Source organism: Rhodanobacter umsongensis (assembly GCF_042654965.1).
GTDB lineage: Bacteria > Pseudomonadota > Gammaproteobacteria > Xanthomonadales > Rhodanobacteraceae > Rhodanobacter > Rhodanobacter umsongensis.
The window spans coordinates 377,370-392,856 of record NZ_JBHSMK010000004.1; the positions used below are offsets into that span (position 1 = coordinate 377,370).

Below are 15,487 nucleotides of genomic sequence, written 5' to 3' on the forward strand. Positions count from 1 at the left end.
GCGGGTATGCTTGCGCTTGTCTGTCACGACCCCATCTAGATGTCCATGGAAACCATCGTTGCCATTCCCGACTATCGCAGCAGCGGCGCGCCACTGCTGTTCACCGCCGCTGCCGCGCACAAAGTGCATGAGCTGATCGCCGAGGAGGGCAATCCGGCATTGAAGCTGCGCGTGTATATCAGCGGTGGCGGTTGCTCGGGGTTCCAGTACGGCTTCACCTTCGACGAGGCCCAGGCCGAGGACGATTTTGCGGTTGAGCGCGAAGGGGTGACCCTGCTGTGCGACCCGCTGTCGCTGCAGTACCTCACCGGTGCGCAGATCGACTACGCCGAAAACCTCAGCGGCTCGCAGTTCGTGATCAGCAACCCGAACGCCAAGACGACCTGCGGCTGCGGCTCTTCGTTCTCCACCTGAGAGGCCTCCGATGGATCGGGCCAAATTGCCTCGCCTCAACACCTTTGCCGGACTCAGCCTGACTCTCGACCGGATCGCCGAACGGCGCGATGAATCCGCCTGGCTCATCGAGCAGGCGGGTTCGGCCGATGCACGCTATCTGCTGCTGGATGCCGCGGGCGAAGCCTTCATGCGGCGCGATCAGGACGAGTTGCGCTGGCTCGATCATGTCGAGCGCGAGCGATGGCTGTCCGGCATTTCACCCACCTTGTTGGGTATGGCCGGTCAACGTCCGCATTTTCTGCTGGTGCTGGGCGATGACGCCGACGCCGACATCATGGAACAGTCCCTCGACGCGCGCCGCATGAGCCTGCGCAGCGCCGGTCTGCAATTGGCCACGGAGGAAGCGGGCCTGTTCGCCTATGCCAAGGGCCTGTCGCATTGGCAACGCGAGACGCGCCACTGCGTCGGTTGCGGCGCGACGCTGCGCCTGGTTGCCGCCGGCCATCGCGCGCAATGCACCAATCCCGATTGCGCGCGCCTGCATTTCCCGCGCACCGATGCCGCGGTGATCATGCTGGTCGAGCACGACGGCGCCTGCCTGCTTGGTCGCCAGACAGGCTGGCCGCCGGGCCGGTATTCCACCTTGGCAGGCTTCGTCGAGCCCGGCGAATCGCTGGAGGATGCCGTGCGTCGCGAGGTGGCTGAAGAATCCGGCGTCATCGTCGATGAGGTGCGCTATCACTCTTCGCAACCATGGCCGATGCCCTCTTCGCTGATGGTCGGCTTCATCGCCACCGCGGCGTCGCGCCGGATTGCCATGCGCGATCACGAACTGGAAGACGTACGCTGGTTCACGCCCCGGCAGATCGTAGATGGCATCGCCAACGGCAGCTTCGTGCCGTCCACGGCGCTGTCGGTGTCGTACCAGCTGCTCGCGCACTGGCTGGAGCTACGGGCCGGGCTGGATCTGGACGCCCTGGTCGTCGGGCGTTCCGCGCACTGAGCCGGCTGCCGCGCACGCCGGGGTCGGCCAACTGCCGCCACCTGCTGGCTCGGACCGCAGTGGTCAGCCGCCATCATCTGCGGCCCGCGCGCAAAGGCGATCAACGGCCACCAGGTCGCTTCCCGGCGACACAGATCCCTGGGGCAATGCCCGATTCGTACAGGTGATTGGCCGGGCGCATCCTTGGGAATGTCGACGGCGAAGATTCGGTCGCAATACCCGAGCTGCCAAAGGATCTGGATGCATCGTCGACTCGCGGCCACCAGCTCGTCGGTGCAGCATCCTGCCAGCGGCATGACGTGCGAGGTCGGTCCGCGCGCCGGTCGCTCGCTTACAATGGCGCCACTGTCCGCGGGTTTCTGCCATGGCTATCGGTCTGCTTGTCGCCCTCATCGCTCTTGGTTTGCTGCACGTTCTTCCCCAGCTGGCGCGCTGGCGCTCCGATAGCGCGTTCCGGCGCTGGGTCGCAGAACTGGCCGACATCAGCGGCGGGGGCCGGGTTGCGCTGGCCTTGTTGGTGCCGCTGGCGCTATGCGCGGTGCTGTGGTGGCTGCTGGGGCGTTCGCCGGCCGGCGTGCTGCTGCAGCTGCTTTTTTCTCTGGTCGTGCTGGTGTATTGCCTGGGGCCAAGCGAATTCGAGAGCGATCTCGAAGCCATTCTGCAGGCACCCGATGAGACCAGCCGTGAAGCCGCCGCCCAGGCGTTCGCGGTCGACGACGCGCCGGTGGCCTGGAACGCTCCGGCGCTGGGCGTGGCAATCGTCTACGCCGCATTGCGCCGGCGCTTTGGCGTGCTGTTCTGGTTTTTCGTGCTGGGCCCGGTCGGCGCACTGCTGTACCGGCTGGGGCAGATGCTGGGCCGCGACGACTCGTTGCGGCTTGATCCGGGCTGCCGCACGACTGCCCGGTATGTCGCCAACATGCTGGATTGGCCCGCTGCGCAGTTGCTGACTTTCACGCTTGCGGTAGTCGGTCATTGGGAGGCGGTGACCGGCGCCTGGCGCCGCTGGCACGCCCAGGCCAGACCCACCAGCTGGTATAGCGATGGCCCGGGATTTCTCGGCGCCGCCGCCCAGGCCGACATACTGATCGACATCGAGGCTGGCGACGGTTACGCCGAGGAGCACAGCGACCCCCTGGTCGAACTGCGGCGCCTGCGCAGCGCCTTGTTGCGCGCCTTGCTCGCCTGGCTGAGCGTCGTGGCGCTGATGGTACTGGGCGGGTGGGTCGGCTGAGGCATCGCCCGCACCAGGCTTGTCTCCCTTCTAAGCCAGGTCACCGCGCAATTCGCGCACTCGCGTTTCCAGCGAGGCCGCCGTAGGCAGCCCCGGCGCGAGCGGCGCGTCCACCAGCAGCTCGACGCGGGCGCGAAACCGTCGCGGCAGGCGCGCCCGGCCCAGGCGTGTATCGCGCCGGCTCCAGATGCTGCCCCACAGGCCGCGCAACGCCATGGGCACCACGGGCACCGGTCGGCGCGCCAGTATTTTCTCCACGCCCGTGCGAAATGGCGCGATCTCGCCATCGGCAGTCAAGCCACCTTCCGGGAAAATGCACACCACTTCACCTGCCGCCAGCGCGGCGTCGATCGCATCGTAAGCCTGCTGCAGCACGCGCGGGTCTTCCTTGTGACCGGCAATGGGTATGGCCTTGGCGGTGCGAAACACGAAGCTGAGCAGCGGCACATTGAAGATTTTGTGGTACATCACGAACCGCACCGGTCGGCGCAGGTTCGCCATCAACAGCAGAGGATCCATGAAGCTGACGTGGTTGCACACCAGCAGCGCCGGTCCTTCCTCAGGCACCAGCCTGGCGCCGGCGGCGCGCACCCGGTACAGCGTATTCACCAGCACCCAGGTGATGAAACGCATCACGAACTCGGGCACCAGGGTGAAGATGTACCAGGCCACCAGCACGTTGAGCAGGGCGGCGGCGAGGAAGATCTGCGGCGCATCCATGCCCAGCGCGCCCAGTCCCAGGCCGAAACCGGCCGCTGCCACGATCAGCAACGCGTTCAGGATGTTGGTACCGGCGATGATCCGCGACAGCTTCTCGCGCGGCGCGCGAGCCTGCACGAACGCGAACAGCGGCACCACGTAGAAGCCGGCGAACACGCCGATCAGGGCGAGGTCGAGCGCAACGCGCCAGCTGCCCGCGCCGTGCAGGAAGGCCAGCCAGTCCAGCCCGCGCACGGCCGCCGCGCCGTGCCGCGCGAAGTACAGGTCCACGCCGAACGCGGTCAGCCCGAACGCGCCCAGCGGCACCAGGCCGATCTCCACCCGCCGGCCCGACATCCGCTCGCACAGCAGCGCGCCGACGCCGGTGCCGATCGAGAACAGGGTGAGTACGAGCGTGTTCACCGAACCGTCGCCGCCTAGCGTCTCGCGCGTATAGATCGGCAACTGCGCAATCAGCACCGTGCCGAAGAACCAGAACCACGAGATGCCCAGCACCGCATTGAACACCGGGCGATCGGCCCGGGTAATCGCCAGCACCCGCGCGGTCTCGCTGAACGGGTTCCAGTTGAACTTCAGTTCCGGCGCAGTCGCCGGCGCGGGCGGAATACGGCGGGAAGCCAGGTAACCAGCCACCGCCACCGCGATGGTGGCGCCGGACGCCAGCAGCGGCCCCACGCCGGCCACCAGCATCAACGAATTGCCGGCGATCATGCCGACCAGCATCGCCATCTGCGTGCCCATCTCGACCAGCCCGTTGCCGCCGACCAGTTCGTCCGGTTTCAGTGCCTGCGGCAGGATCGCGTACTTGATCGGCCCGAACATGGTGGAGTGCATCCCCATCATGAACAGCACGACCAGCAGCAGCGTTGTGTGGTGCGTGTAGAAACCGTACGCGGCCAGCGCCATCGCGCCGATCTCGAACAGCTTCACGTAGCGGATGATCCGGCTCTTCTCGTACTTCTCGGCCAACTGACCGGCAGTCGCGGAGAACAGGAAGAACGGGATGATGAACAACGCCGGCGCCAGGTTGGTGTACAGCGACACCGTGCGGTCGCCCAGCCCCATCTGGAACGCCACCAGCATCACCAGCGCATTGCGGAATGCATTGTCGTTGAAGGCCCCGAGCGCCTGCGTCCAGAAGAACGGCGCGAAACGCCGCTTGCCCAACAGTGCAAATTGGCTCATGCGTCGACCTGAGTGTGTGTTGCAGCCGCAGCGGCTCATGAGCCACAACGCTCGATGTTGGCCATTATGGCCGGTGATCGGGGATGGCGAAAGCGCAGACCCGGACAACCGGTGCTCGCCATTCGTTGGCCCAGCATGGAAAAAGGCCGCCGGTTTTATCCGGCGGCCTCTTTTTGCAGCAGTAACGGCACGCGTACTACTTCAGTTCATCAGAAGTCGTACGAAACACCGAAGCGGACATAACGCGGCGTCATGGAGCTAAACGGACGCAGGTAGCTGGAGCTCAACTGACGCGGGTAGAGCTGCGTGGTGGTCTGCTTATTGAACACGTTGTAGACCATGGCGTTGAAGGCCAGCTTGTTGCCCGCCCACTCCGGTCGGTACTCGGCGCTGAGATCCAGACGGTAGGTCCACGGATTGCGCCTGGTGCCTGGCGGGAACGGCTTGCCGCCGTCGCAGAAGTGGTAGTAGCCACCGTTGTATGCCAGGCCCGGATTGGTCTGGGCGGTGCCGTACAGGCTCAGGCAGGTGACCGGCGAACCGGAGGCGATTGCGAGGTTGCCGGACACCATCCACTCCGGGGCGATCTGGTACGAGCCGTACGCCTTGATCTGGTGACGACGATCGTTGGCCAGCGCGCCATTGGCATAGTCCATGACCTGGGCGTAGTCCCAGTCCACCGTCGCCGACACGTCGGCCTGGCCGATGTCAGAGCGGACCTGGCCTTCGCTGTTGCCGTAGCTGCGTGAGAACAGATAGTCGACCTTGCCGAACCACTTGCCGTCGAACGGATGCTCCAAGTACATATCCAGGCCGTAGTACTTGCGCTTCATGGTGGTGTTGAAGCCGAAGTCACCCTTCCAGCTCATCGGTACGTCGTAGTAACCGCCGCCGATCTTTGCGATCGAGTACACGGCGTCCTTGCCCGGATTCATCAGGAAGCTGCCCGGAATCTGGCCCGGATCGTAGGTCGTCGGATCGATACCCATCTTGTTCATCTTGGCGATGATCGAGGGAGCGTCGCCGATATCGTCGATCGCGTTGCGCAGGTTGCGATAGGTTGCCTTGGCGCCGTAGACCCACGCGTCGTTCAGCTTCTTGTCGAAGCCGAGGATGTACTCATCCTGATACTCCGACTTGAGGTTGTGGGTGGCGCCGACCTTGGGATCGCGCGGCTGGCCGTACTCGCCGTTAGCCGAGAACGGATTGCCCGCGCCCACGCTGGTGTCGAGCGGGCTGAGGCCGGTCGGCACACCGTTGGCGTCGATGCCGGTGTAGGTGTAATAGGTGCGGGTGTACAGCGACGAGCCGGCCGAGCGCAGCGCCACGCTGGTAGGCAAGGCGAGGTAGTAGCGACCGGCGTTGCCGTAGACCTTGAAGCTGGAGTCGCCGTTCACGTCCCAGCTGAAGCCCACGCGGGGCGCCCACTGCGGCGAAGTCAGACGCAGGTACGGCTTGGCACCGGCGTTGTAGTTGGTGAACTGATCGTTGCGCAGGCCCAGCTTGACCAGCCAGCGGTCGGTGACCTGCCAGCTGTCCTCGATGTACTGCGCCCGTTGTGCCACGCGCACCGAGGCGTTGTCATGGTAGTGGTACTGGGCCACGTAGTAGCCGGTCTGGCCGCCCGGCTGCGAGCCGGTGTTGCTTACCCAGGGCCGGTTCTCCCAGCCTGCACCCGTATCCGGGCCACCAGCCACATAGGAATTGGGGTCGCCCTGATTGTTGTACTCCCAAGCGTAGCCCAAGCTGCCGTCAGGGAATTTGGTGCCGGCGTCGATGTTCTTCACATCCTGGTTGTCGATACCAGCGGTCAGCGTGTGATCGCCCAGCTTGTAGCTCACGTCGACGCGCAGGTTGGTGTTCGTGGAGCGATGACCCGGCAGCGCAACCGTCGAGATATTCTGGCTGTTGGTGATCGGACTGCCGCCGTTGAGGCCCGGGTTCTGATCCTGGGCACCGAAGATGTAGGGGTAAGTCGGGTCGTAGCCCGGAGTGTTGCTGTACCAGGTGCCCTTCATCTTGCCGTACAGCGCAGATACCGTCAGGTCGTCGGTGATGTAGCTGGTGAACTTGGCTGAATAGACGTCGGCACCGTTCTTGGTGCTGGTGTCGTAGCTGTTGAACGCGCCCTCCGTCTGGGTGGCGTAGTCGAAATCGTTCAACGTGCCCGCGTAGGAGGACTTGTTGGAGGCACCGGTCACTTCGAGGATGTTGCTGTCGGTGATGTTCCAGTCCAGCTTGCCGTACCACTTCGGATTGTCGTAGCGGTAATGGGTCGTGAATGGCGCCACGTTGGAACCGGTGGACTGGCCCTGGCGACGCTCAGCTTCCACGGCCGCGAACAGGAACAGCTTGTCCTTGATCAGCGGGCCGCCGACGTAGGCGTCCACGGTGGTGATCGAGTCCTTGTTGTCATGACGGTACTGACGGATCGCGCCCTGGGAACCGTCCTTCTTGACGTAGTAGTAGTCCTTCGGATCGCTCTTCAGGTTCTTCGGGGTCCACTGGATCGCGGCACCGAAATGCCAATCATTGGTACCGCGCTTGCCGATCTGGCTGATCACGCCGCCATCGGAACGGCCGTAGGCAGCACCATAGCCGCCGCTCAGGATTTCCTGCTGGTCAATGGCACCGTACGGCAAGGTAATGCCGCCGAAACCGCTCAGCGGATCGGTGGTGTTGAAACCGTTGAGATAGTAAGCATTCTCGGTCGCCGAGGCGCCGCCGAACGTCACCACCGAGCCACCGGTCAGGTTGGTGAACAGGCCGCTGCCCTGAACCACGCCAGGAGCCAGCAATGCAATGGCTTCAGCGCTGCGAGCCAGCGGCAACTTGGCCAGCTGCTCGGCCGTGATGACCGTGCGGGAGTCGACACCGCTGACGTCGATGGTCGGCAGGGCGTTGGCCTGCACCGTCACCGCCGACAGGTTCTGGGCGTTCTGCGAACCGAAAGAAACTTCGGTGCCGGAACCCACGCGCAAGGTGACGTTCGAACGCGAATCGGTAGCCTGTCCGTTGTGCTGCAGGGTTACCGTGTAGCTGCCCAGCGGCAGCGCGTCGACCGTATAGCGACCCGTCGAGTCGACGGCAACCTGGCGGGTGATACCCGAGGAGCTCTTGACCAGCACGGATTCGCCGCTGCCGGGCTGAACCTGACCGAAAATACTGCCCGTGGTCGACTGCGCCAAAGCGCCGGTGCCGACCAGGCACAAACCAAGTCCGATCGCCAGAGATGTACGGCGCAACTGCCCCGTCGTGAAATTTTTACGCGAACTCATAAGTGTTAACTCCCCGAGGTTCAGCCCGAAATTTCCGGGCATATGAAACTTTCTTGTGTGTGTTTGTACATCCAGGGGCGGCATCCGGCCCGGCTGTACCTGGCATGCAGATCCCACGTTAAAACGTGCGGCCTTGCGCAAACTCTTGCACAAGTTATCGTGACGTTAATTCAACAAAACGCGAAGGTCAACACTTTCATAACCATAATTTTCCTTGGTGTGGCTTGACTTTTGCGGTTATCTTGCGATAGGTAACCCAAACCGCCTCTCTCGGCCTTCCCATGAACTCGCAAAAACTATCAACTCCTGTTGCCGGCAGTTTTGCAGAGCGCATTAACTTGCTGATTCAGCGCGTCGGCAGCGCGACGGAGATCGCCCGGAAGTGCGGGTTCTCAGAAGGCGTGGTCCGCAGCTGGCGCGACGGCAACACTGATCCCTCGCGGGCGCGTTGCGTCACCCTGGCTCGTACTCTGGGCATCTCGCTGGTCTGGCTGGTCGCGGGCGAGGGCGCTTTGCAGGCGGACCCGGGGGCACGCAATCTGGATGATCAGTACAATTCTGAAAAGATGACCCCGCACCGGGCTCGCCCCGACGACAAGCCGCCCGCCAGCACGGCGGTCGATGCCCAGCGACTGAACGCGGCGATGCGGATCCTGCAGTCGGAGCTGAGTCTGGCCGGCAGCCAGCTTTCCTTGTCCGACAACACGGATTTGCTGACCCAGCTCTATGAGATCCTGGCGCCAGGTGGTTCGCATGTGGATCCGCTGGCCATGGTGACGTTCAATGATCAGTTGGCCGAACGGATCCGCCGGGAACGCAGCACCGCCTGAGAGTTCCTCCGGTGACCCCATCGCCCATCGAGAAGCAATCGACCGACACTCCGGTTCGCCAGATCAGAGCAGGGCGATGTCGGCGATGGCGCTGAACTGGGCTTTCAGTTGTCCGAGCAATGCCAACCGGTTGGACCGCACCGCGGGGTCGTCGGCATTGACCAGCACGTTGTCGAAGAACATGTCCACTGGGGCCTGCAGTTGCGACAAGCGGGTCAACACGGCGGCATAGTCGCCGGCTCCCAGCGCCTCGGCGGTATCCCGTTGGGCCGAGGCCAGCGCATCGGCCAGCTCGCGCTCCGCCTCCGCCTCGAAATGCACGGGGTCGACAACGCGACTCGGAACGGAGGCGCCCTCCTCCATCTGCTTGCGCAGGATATTGGCGACTCGCTTGTTGGCGGCCGCGAGGCTGGCAGCCTCCGGGCGGCGACCAAACTCCGCGACCGCGCGCAGGCGACGGTCGAAGTCCAGCAGACTGGCCGGCCCCACGGCCAGCACGGCTTCGAATTGCGCATTGTCGAAGCCCTGTTCGGCGTAATAGCCGCGCAGGCGATCGAGCACGAAATCGCACAGCTCATCGACCAGAATCGCGCGCCGTTGGCCGGCATCGAGCGCTGGCGGTTTGCCGCCCTTGCCCGGCTTCAGGCCCGCTGCCAGGGCGGTGTCCGGCAGCTGCTGCAACGCCTCGAGGAAGCTGCCACGCAGGTCCAGTTCCAGTGCGCCTTCGATCAGCGTGCGCGCCAGACCCAGCGCGGCGCGGCGCAGGGCGAACGGATCCTTGTTGCCACTTGGCTTCATGCCGACCGCGAAAATGCCGGCGAGGGTGTCCAACCGCTCCGCTATTGCCAACACCTGGCCGAGCCTGTCGGCGGCGATTGCATCCCCGCCGAACCGTGGCTGGTAGTAGCTGTCGAGAGCCTCGGCCACATCGGCCGGCTCACCATCGTGACTGGCGTAGTAGCGACCCATCACGCCCTGCAATTCGGGAAATTCGCCGACCATGCGGGTCAGCAGATCACATTTGCCAAGGCTTGCAGCGCGCGTGGCGCCAGCGGCATCGGCGCCCACCCGGTTGGCGATGACACGGGCCAGTTCGGCCACTCGGATGCTCTTGTCCCACAGGCTGCCCAGCGCCTGCTGGTAGGTGACGCCCTTGAGCTGCTCCTGATAGGCGGCCAGCGGCGTCTTCAGATCCTCGTCCCAGAAGAACTTGGCGTCGGCGAAGCGCGGCCGGATCACCCGCTCGTAACCCTTGCGGATCTCGACGGGGTCGCTGCTGACGATGTTCGCGATGCCAATGAAGTGCTCGGTGAGTTTGCCGTCCGCGTCGAACACCGGCACGAACTTCTGGTTCGCCACCATGGTGGTCACCAGGGCCTCGGGCGGCACACTGAGGAATTCGCGCTCGAAGGTGCAGGCGATCGCCACCGGCCATTCGGTGAGGTTGGCCAGTTCATCCAGCAACGCGTCGTCCAGCCGCGGAACGCCGCCGGTTGATCCGGCCGCGTGTTCGATCTGATCGCGTATACGCTGGCGCCGCTCCAGTGGGTCGGCGAGCACCTTGCTGGCGCGCATCGCATCCAGCCAGCCATCAGCATCGGCCACGTGCACGGGTTGCGGATGCATGAAACGGTGGCCGCGCGATTTGCGGCCGCTTTTCAGGCCCAGCACCTCGCCGTCGATGATCTCGGCACCGTGCAGGATGACCAGCCAGTGCACCGGCCGTACGAAGCTGTAGTCGTGATCGGCCCAACGCATGGGCCGGGGAATCGGCAAAGCCTTCAGTGCTTCGTCGACGATGCCCGGCAGCAGCGAGGCTACCGCCTGGCCGCGAGTGATGGAGCGCCAGACGAACCACGCGCCTTTGTCAGTCCTCAGCTCCTCCAACCGCTCGACCGGAACCCCGCAGGATTGCGCAAAGCCGAGCAGCGCCTTGGACGGTCGACCTTCGGGATCGAGCGCGGCGCTCAGTGCCGGCCCCCGCCGTTCGACCGCCTGCTCGGGCTGGGTCGCGACTACGCCGGGAATGTGTACGGCCAGGCGGCGCGGCGACGCGTAAGCCTGGGCCAGATCGAGTTCCGCCACCACGCCACGCCTGGCGAGCCCATCGCAGATACCGCGCAGAAATGCGGCGGACAGCTCGTCCAGCGCCTTCGGCGGCAGTTCTTCGGTGCCCAGTTCGATCAGCAGCGATCTGGTGGCGCTCATGCGGCCTGCTCCTTCGCACTCAGGGAACGCGTGTGCCTCAGGCCTGGAAAGCCGAGGTTCTCGCGCTGCGCCACATATGTTTCGGCCACGCCGCGCGACAGCGTACGCACGCGCAGGATATAGCGCTGACGCTCGGTGACGCTGATCGCCCGGCGCGCGTCGAGCAAGTTGAACGTATGACTGGCCTTCATGACCTGCTCATAGGCCGGCAGCGGGAGGTTCGCCGCGATCAACTGGTTGGCGGTTGCCTCGCACACGTCAAACCAGCGCAGCAACTCGGCCACGTTGGCGAATTCGAAATTGTAGGTGCTCTGCTCAACCTCGTTCTGATGGAAAACGTCGCCATAGGTGACGGTGCCGCGCGGGCCGTCGGTCCAGATCAGGTCGTACACGTTGTCCACGTTCTGGAGGTGCATCGCCAGGCGTTCCAGGCCGTAGGTGATTTCGCCGGTCACCGGGCGGCACTCGATCCCGCCGGCCTGCTGGAAGTAGGTGAACTGGGTGACTTCCATGCCGTTCAACCAGACCTCCCAGCCGAGCCCCCAGGCGCCGAGCGTCGGCGACTCCCAGTTGTCCTCGACGAAGCGCAGGTCGTGTACCAGCGGATCGAGGCCGAGTTCCTTCAACGACCCGATGTACAACTCCAGGATGTTTTCCGGATTCGGCTTCATCACCACCTGATACTGGTAGTAGTGCTGCAGACGATTGGGATTCTGCCCATAACGGCCGTCGGTAGGCCGCCGGGATGGCTGCACGTAAGCGGCGGCCCAAGGCTCGGGCCCTAGCGCACGAAGGAACGTGGCTGGATGGAATGTGCCAGCGCCGACCTCGGTGTCGATGGGCTGCAACAACACGCAACCCTGTGCCGCCCAGTAGCGGTTGAGGGTCTGGATCACATCCTGGAAGGTGCGCGCGGACATGGCTTTCCGTGACCTTGGGTAAAGCGCGTTAGTATAGCTGCAGCTTGCTTTCCCACTGACTTTGCGCGCAAGCACTGGCACCGCGGGGATAGATCCGGATGGCCGCATCACCACAAATCGCATCCCTGCTCGGTCGCCGTGGTCGACTGGAGCTTGATGACCTGCTGGCGGCGCTGGTGGTTGACGGCTACCTGCTTGCCGAAGATGCCAAGCAGGTACGCATGGGCGCACGGGCCGGTCGCAGCATGGTGGAGCTGCACCCAATGGTATTGATCGCCAACGCCAAACTGGCGAATCAGAACGGAACGGGCCGTCCATTGAGTCTGGAAAACCTGACCGAATGGCTGGCAGGCCACGCGGGGTTGCCCTACCTGAAGATTGATCCGATGAAGATCAATGTCGCCTCGGTGACCCAGGTGGTGAGCCACGCCTATGCCAAACGCCATCGCATCCTGCCGATCGCGGCCGCCGCTGGCGAAGTGACCTTCGCCACCAGTGAGCCGTTCGACGCGGATTGGGCCCCCGATCTGGCGCAGATGCTGCGGCGGGACATCAAGCGTGTCGTGGCCAGCCCGATCGACATCAACCGCTACCTGCAGGAGTTCTACGGGGTCCAGCGATCGATCCAGCTGGCGCAGGATGCCAAGACCGGTAGCGATGCCTCCTCGGCCATCCTCAACTTCGAGCAGTTGGTCGAACTGGGCAAGAGCGGCGAGGTCGGCGCCGACGACCGCCACGTAGTACACATCGTCGACTGGCTGCTGCAGTACGCGTTCGAGCAACGCGCATCGGACATCCACCTGGAACCACGCCGCGAAACCGGGCATATCCGCTTCCGCATCGACGGCATCATGCAGAAGGTATTCGAGTTGCCGGCGCCGGTGATGACCGCGGTGACCGCGCGCATCAAGATCCTGGCGCGCATGGACGTCGCCGAGAAACGTCGACCCCAAGACGGCCGCATCAAGACTCGTTCCGCCTCCGGCCGTGAAGTGGAACTGCGCATTTCGAACATGCCCACCGCATTCGGCGAAAAGGTGGTGATGCGCATCTTCGATCCGGACCTGGTGGTCAAGGATTTCGCCCAGCTCGGCTTTGCCCCAGGCGAAGCCGCCAACTGGCGCAGCATGGTCGAGCGCCCGCACGGCATCGTACTGGTCACCGGCCCGACCGGCTCGGGCAAGACCACCACGCTGTACTCCACGCTGAAGCATCTTGCCACGCCGGAACTCAACGTCTGCACGGTGGAAGACCCCATTGAAATGGTCTCGCCGGAGTTCAACCAGATGCAGGTCCACGCCGCCATCGATCTGGATTTCGCCGCGGGGGTGCGCACGCTGCTGCGGCAGGATCCGGACATCATCATGGTCGGCGAGATCCGCGATCTGGAAACCGCCCAGATGGCCGTGCAGGCCTCGTTGACCGGCCATCTTGTTCTGTCCACGCTGCATACCAACGACGCGCCAAGCGCGGTCACCCGCCTGCTCGATCTGGGCGTGCCGCACTATCTGATCCAGTCGACCCTGACCGGCGTGGTCGCGCAGCGGCTCGTTCGCACCCTCTGTCCGCATTGTAAAAGGGCGGCGACGCAGGAACCGCAGGCATGGACCGTGCTCACCCACGGCTGGGCCGTCCCGATACCGGATCGCGTGTTCGAACCGGTCGGTTGCCTGGAATGCCGCAATACCGGGTTCATGGGCCGTACCGGCATCTACGAAATGATGAAACTGTCGCCCCGGCTGCGAGGATTGATTTCGGCGCAGCTCGACCTCAGCGGTTTTGGCCAGGCGGCGCTGTCCGAAGGCATGCGCCCATTGCGCATCTCGGCGGCTGACCAGGTAGCCGCCGGGCTCACTACAGTGCAGGAAATTCTCACCGTATTGCCGCCAATCGACGCGTTCGACGATACTCAGCCGTAAAGACGGCCAAACCGTACACACTATATATATCTCGCATGAAACCTGTATTGATCATCCGGACCGGTCGGGCGCCGGATACCATCCGCGCCCGCCATGGCGATTTCCCGCACTGGTTTCGGCTTGGCGCAGGGCTGCGTCCGCAACAGCTTCAGGTAGTGGACGTGGCCGCAGGTGAAGAGCTGCCAGCGCCCCGTGAAGTTGCGGGGGCCATGATCACCGGGTCCGCCGCCATGGTGACCGAGCGCGCCGCTTGGAGCGAACGCGTCGCCGGCTGGATCCGAGGCGCCATGGATGCTGAACTCCCGTTGTTCGGCGTGTGCTATGGCCATCAGTTGATGGCGCATGCGCTGGGCGGGCGAGTCGGGTACCTGCCGGGTGGCCGCGAGATCGGCACTCAGCCGATAGAACTCTCGCATCACGCCATGCACGACCCGCTGGCGGCCACGCTACCGGCGACTTTCCGCGCGCACACGACGCACGAACAAAGTGTGCTCGAGCCGCCTGTCGGCGCCACCGTGCTGGCTCGCTCAGTGCGCGATCCGCATCAACTGCTGCGCTATGGCCCGCATGCGGTCAGCACCCAGTTCCACCCTGAATTCAATGCCGAAGTGATGCGTGCCTACATCACGCGCAAACATGTCGACATGCTGGGTGAGGGCACGGACCCGCGCCAGATCTTCAGCGCCGTGGCGGCAACGCCCATGGCCCGCCGATTGCTGCGGCAATTCTCCCGGCGGCACGGCTGGGATGCCGTCATGGCGTGAAGTCTTGCGCCTCAACCACGCAAGCGGCGGGCGATCGCATCGCGTGAAAACAGGGCAAATATTAGACCGAACACGAATCCGCCTATGTGCGCCCACCACACATAGGCGCCATAACTCGGCCCTGCATAGCTGAACAGCAACTGCAACAGCACCCAGATGCCGATCAGCAGGAACGCCGGTACCCGCACAAACTCCAGGTACAGGCCCAGCGGCAGCACCAGGCCCAACCTGGCCCGGGGGAATAGCGCCACGTATGTACCCACCACGGCAGAAACCGCGCCACTGCAGCCAATGATCGGCAAGCGCACACCTGCCAGCGATAATGCGCCGATCAGGTTCGCGGCCACGCCGCCGATCACGAACAGCAACAAAAAGCGCAACGAACCCAGAGCTCGTTCACCAGGCAAGCCAAAGATCACCAGGAACAAAAGGTTGCTCAGCAGATGCAGCCAGGTCACATGGATGAACAGTGCGGTGAACAACCGCAGCAAGGCCGGGTCCGTCAGCTGTGGCAGCAATGCCTCGTGCGAGTCGAAAATATTCGCCGGCACGGTGCCCCACTCCAGCAGCAGCGAAATTCGCTGCGTTGGCGGCGTCAACGCCAAGCCGACGAAACACACCACGCATATCGTCACCACCAATAACGTGGCCCAGTTCCACCGGGGCCGGCGACGTGCTTCAACGTGAACAAACAATAGCCCGCTCCCTCAGACACGCCGGTGCGGCGACTCATGCATCATAGGCGATGGGAGATCTCCAGCAATGCTGCGTCCGGCGCCGCCCATGAAGGATGACTGCTTGGAGGCGCGCGACCTGCAACGCTGCAGCGGCTCCGTCACTCGGCATCACCGTCGACTCCCAAGGTGCTTGATGCTCTTGCCGGATAGCAAAACCAGAGAAACCCCACCGCTCAGGGCGGCGGTTGACATAAGACCCTGGCATAGACCTGTTGCAGCCGGCGGTCTTGGTCGCAGCCGCCGCATCCGACGGGCAAAAAAAACCCCCACCGGTCAGGGTGGAGGTTTTGGGA

General features: G+C 64.1%; 11 protein-coding genes. 6 read left to right on the plus strand and 5 right to left on the minus strand.

Annotated elements, in window-relative coordinates; translation table 11 throughout:
• The first annotated feature begins 45 nt into the window (after positions 1-45).
• From erpA to ACFPME_RS09105, 3 genes are all read left to right on the plus strand, one after another.
• Complete coding sequence (gene erpA, locus ACFPME_RS09095; RefSeq protein WP_377304403.1) at positions 46-414, plus strand: iron-sulfur cluster insertion protein ErpA; 369 nt, start codon at positions 46-48, stop codon at positions 412-414.
• A gap of 10 nt (positions 415-424) precedes the next feature.
• Positions 425-1,399 (plus strand): NAD(+) diphosphatase, encoded by a 975-nt coding sequence (nudC, locus tag ACFPME_RS09100; RefSeq protein WP_377304362.1) that lies wholly within the window; start codon positions 425-427, stop codon positions 1,397-1,399.
• Positions 1,400-1,763: 364 nt separating this feature from the next.
• Positions 1,764-2,633 carry a beta-lactamase induction protein gene (locus ACFPME_RS09105; RefSeq protein ID WP_377304364.1) on the plus strand — a complete coding sequence of 290 codons (870 nt, stop codon included), beginning with the start codon at positions 1,764-1,766 and terminating at the stop codon, positions 2,631-2,633.
• A 30-nt stretch (positions 2,634-2,663) separates the two neighbouring features.
• Here ACFPME_RS09105 and ACFPME_RS09110 read toward each other — a convergent pair whose 3' ends face one another.
• Together ACFPME_RS09110 and ACFPME_RS09115 are read right to left on the minus strand one after the other, a co-directional pair.
• Positions 2,664-4,538 carry an MFS transporter gene (locus ACFPME_RS09110; protein ID WP_377304366.1) on the minus strand — a complete coding sequence of 625 codons (1,875 nt, stop codon included), beginning with the start codon at positions 4,536-4,538 and terminating at the stop codon, positions 2,664-2,666.
• A gap of 209 nt (positions 4,539-4,747) precedes the next feature.
• The gene (locus ACFPME_RS09115; RefSeq protein WP_377304368.1) at positions 4,748-7,816 is read right to left on the minus strand and encodes a TonB-dependent receptor; all 3,069 of its coding nucleotides are present in this window, start codon (positions 7,814-7,816) and stop codon (positions 4,748-4,750) included.
• A 281-nt stretch (positions 7,817-8,097) separates the two neighbouring features.
• Between ACFPME_RS09115 and ACFPME_RS09120 the strand changes: the two genes are divergently transcribed.
• A complete protein-coding gene (locus ACFPME_RS09120) occupies positions 8,098-8,646 on the plus strand; it encodes a helix-turn-helix domain-containing protein (RefSeq protein ID WP_377304370.1) in 549 nt (182 codons plus the stop codon).
• A gap of 63 nt (positions 8,647-8,709) precedes the next feature.
• Here ACFPME_RS09120 and glyS read toward each other — a convergent pair whose 3' ends face one another.
• On the minus strand, positions 8,710-10,854 hold the full coding sequence (gene glyS / locus ACFPME_RS09125; RefSeq protein ID WP_377304372.1) for a glycine--tRNA ligase subunit beta: 2,145 nt from the start codon (positions 10,852-10,854) through the stop codon (positions 8,710-8,712).
• On the minus strand, positions 10,851-11,774 hold the full coding sequence (glyQ, locus tag ACFPME_RS09130) for a glycine--tRNA ligase subunit alpha (protein ID WP_377304374.1): 924 nt from the start codon (positions 11,772-11,774) through the stop codon (positions 10,851-10,853). The genes glyS and glyQ overlap by 4 nt, the downstream gene beginning before the upstream one ends.
• Before the next feature lie 98 nt (positions 11,775-11,872).
• Here glyQ and tfpB point away from each other — a divergent pair, with 98 nt between their 5' ends.
• Together tfpB and ACFPME_RS09140 are read left to right on the plus strand one after the other, a co-directional pair.
• The gene (gene tfpB, locus ACFPME_RS09135; protein ID WP_377304377.1) at positions 11,873-13,693 is read left to right on the plus strand and encodes a type IV pilus assembly ATPase TfpB; all 1,821 of its coding nucleotides are present in this window, start codon (positions 11,873-11,875) and stop codon (positions 13,691-13,693) included.
• 35 nt (positions 13,694-13,728) lie between these two features.
• Positions 13,729-14,457, plus strand: a complete 729-nt coding sequence (locus ACFPME_RS09140; protein ID WP_377304379.1) for a glutamine amidotransferase — start codon at positions 13,729-13,731, stop codon at positions 14,455-14,457.
• Positions 14,458-14,468: 11 nt separating this feature from the next.
• Here the strand turns inward: ACFPME_RS09140 and ACFPME_RS09145 are convergent, their stop codons facing one another.
• On the minus strand, positions 14,469-15,152 hold the full coding sequence (locus ACFPME_RS09145) for a rhomboid family intramembrane serine protease (RefSeq protein WP_377304381.1): 684 nt from the start codon (positions 15,150-15,152) through the stop codon (positions 14,469-14,471).
• Positions 15,153-15,487: the final 335 nt, after the last annotated feature.

Bases quoted from the DNA above. Each gene is read 5' to 3' on its own strand.
- erpA (WP_377304403.1), top strand. From the start codon at position 46: ATGGAAACCATCGTTGCCATTCCCGACTATCGCAGCAGCGGCGCGCCA.
- ACFPME_RS09110 (WP_377304366.1), bottom strand. From the start codon at position 4,538: ATGAGCCAATTTGCACTGTTGGGCAAGCGGCGTTTCGCGCCGTTCTTC.
- ACFPME_RS09105 (WP_377304364.1), top strand. From the start codon at position 1,764: ATGGCTATCGGTCTGCTTGTCGCCCTCATCGCTCTTGGTTTGCTGCAC.
- glyS (WP_377304372.1), bottom strand. From the start codon at position 10,854: ATGAGCGCCACCAGATCGCTGCTGATCGAACTGGGCACCGAAGAACTG.
- glyQ (WP_377304374.1), bottom strand. From the start codon at position 11,774: ATGTCCGCGCGCACCTTCCAGGATGTGATCCAGACCCTCAACCGCTAC.
- nudC (WP_377304362.1), top strand. From the start codon at position 425: ATGGATCGGGCCAAATTGCCTCGCCTCAACACCTTTGCCGGACTCAGC.
- ACFPME_RS09115 (WP_377304368.1), bottom strand. From the start codon at position 7,816: ATGAGTTCGCGTAAAAATTTCACGACGGGGCAGTTGCGCCGTACATCT.
- tfpB (WP_377304377.1), top strand. From the start codon at position 11,873: ATGGCCGCATCACCACAAATCGCATCCCTGCTCGGTCGCCGTGGTCGA.
- ACFPME_RS09140 (WP_377304379.1), top strand. From the start codon at position 13,729: ATGAAACCTGTATTGATCATCCGGACCGGTCGGGCGCCGGATACCATC.
- ACFPME_RS09120 (WP_377304370.1), top strand. From the start codon at position 8,098: ATGAACTCGCAAAAACTATCAACTCCTGTTGCCGGCAGTTTTGCAGAG.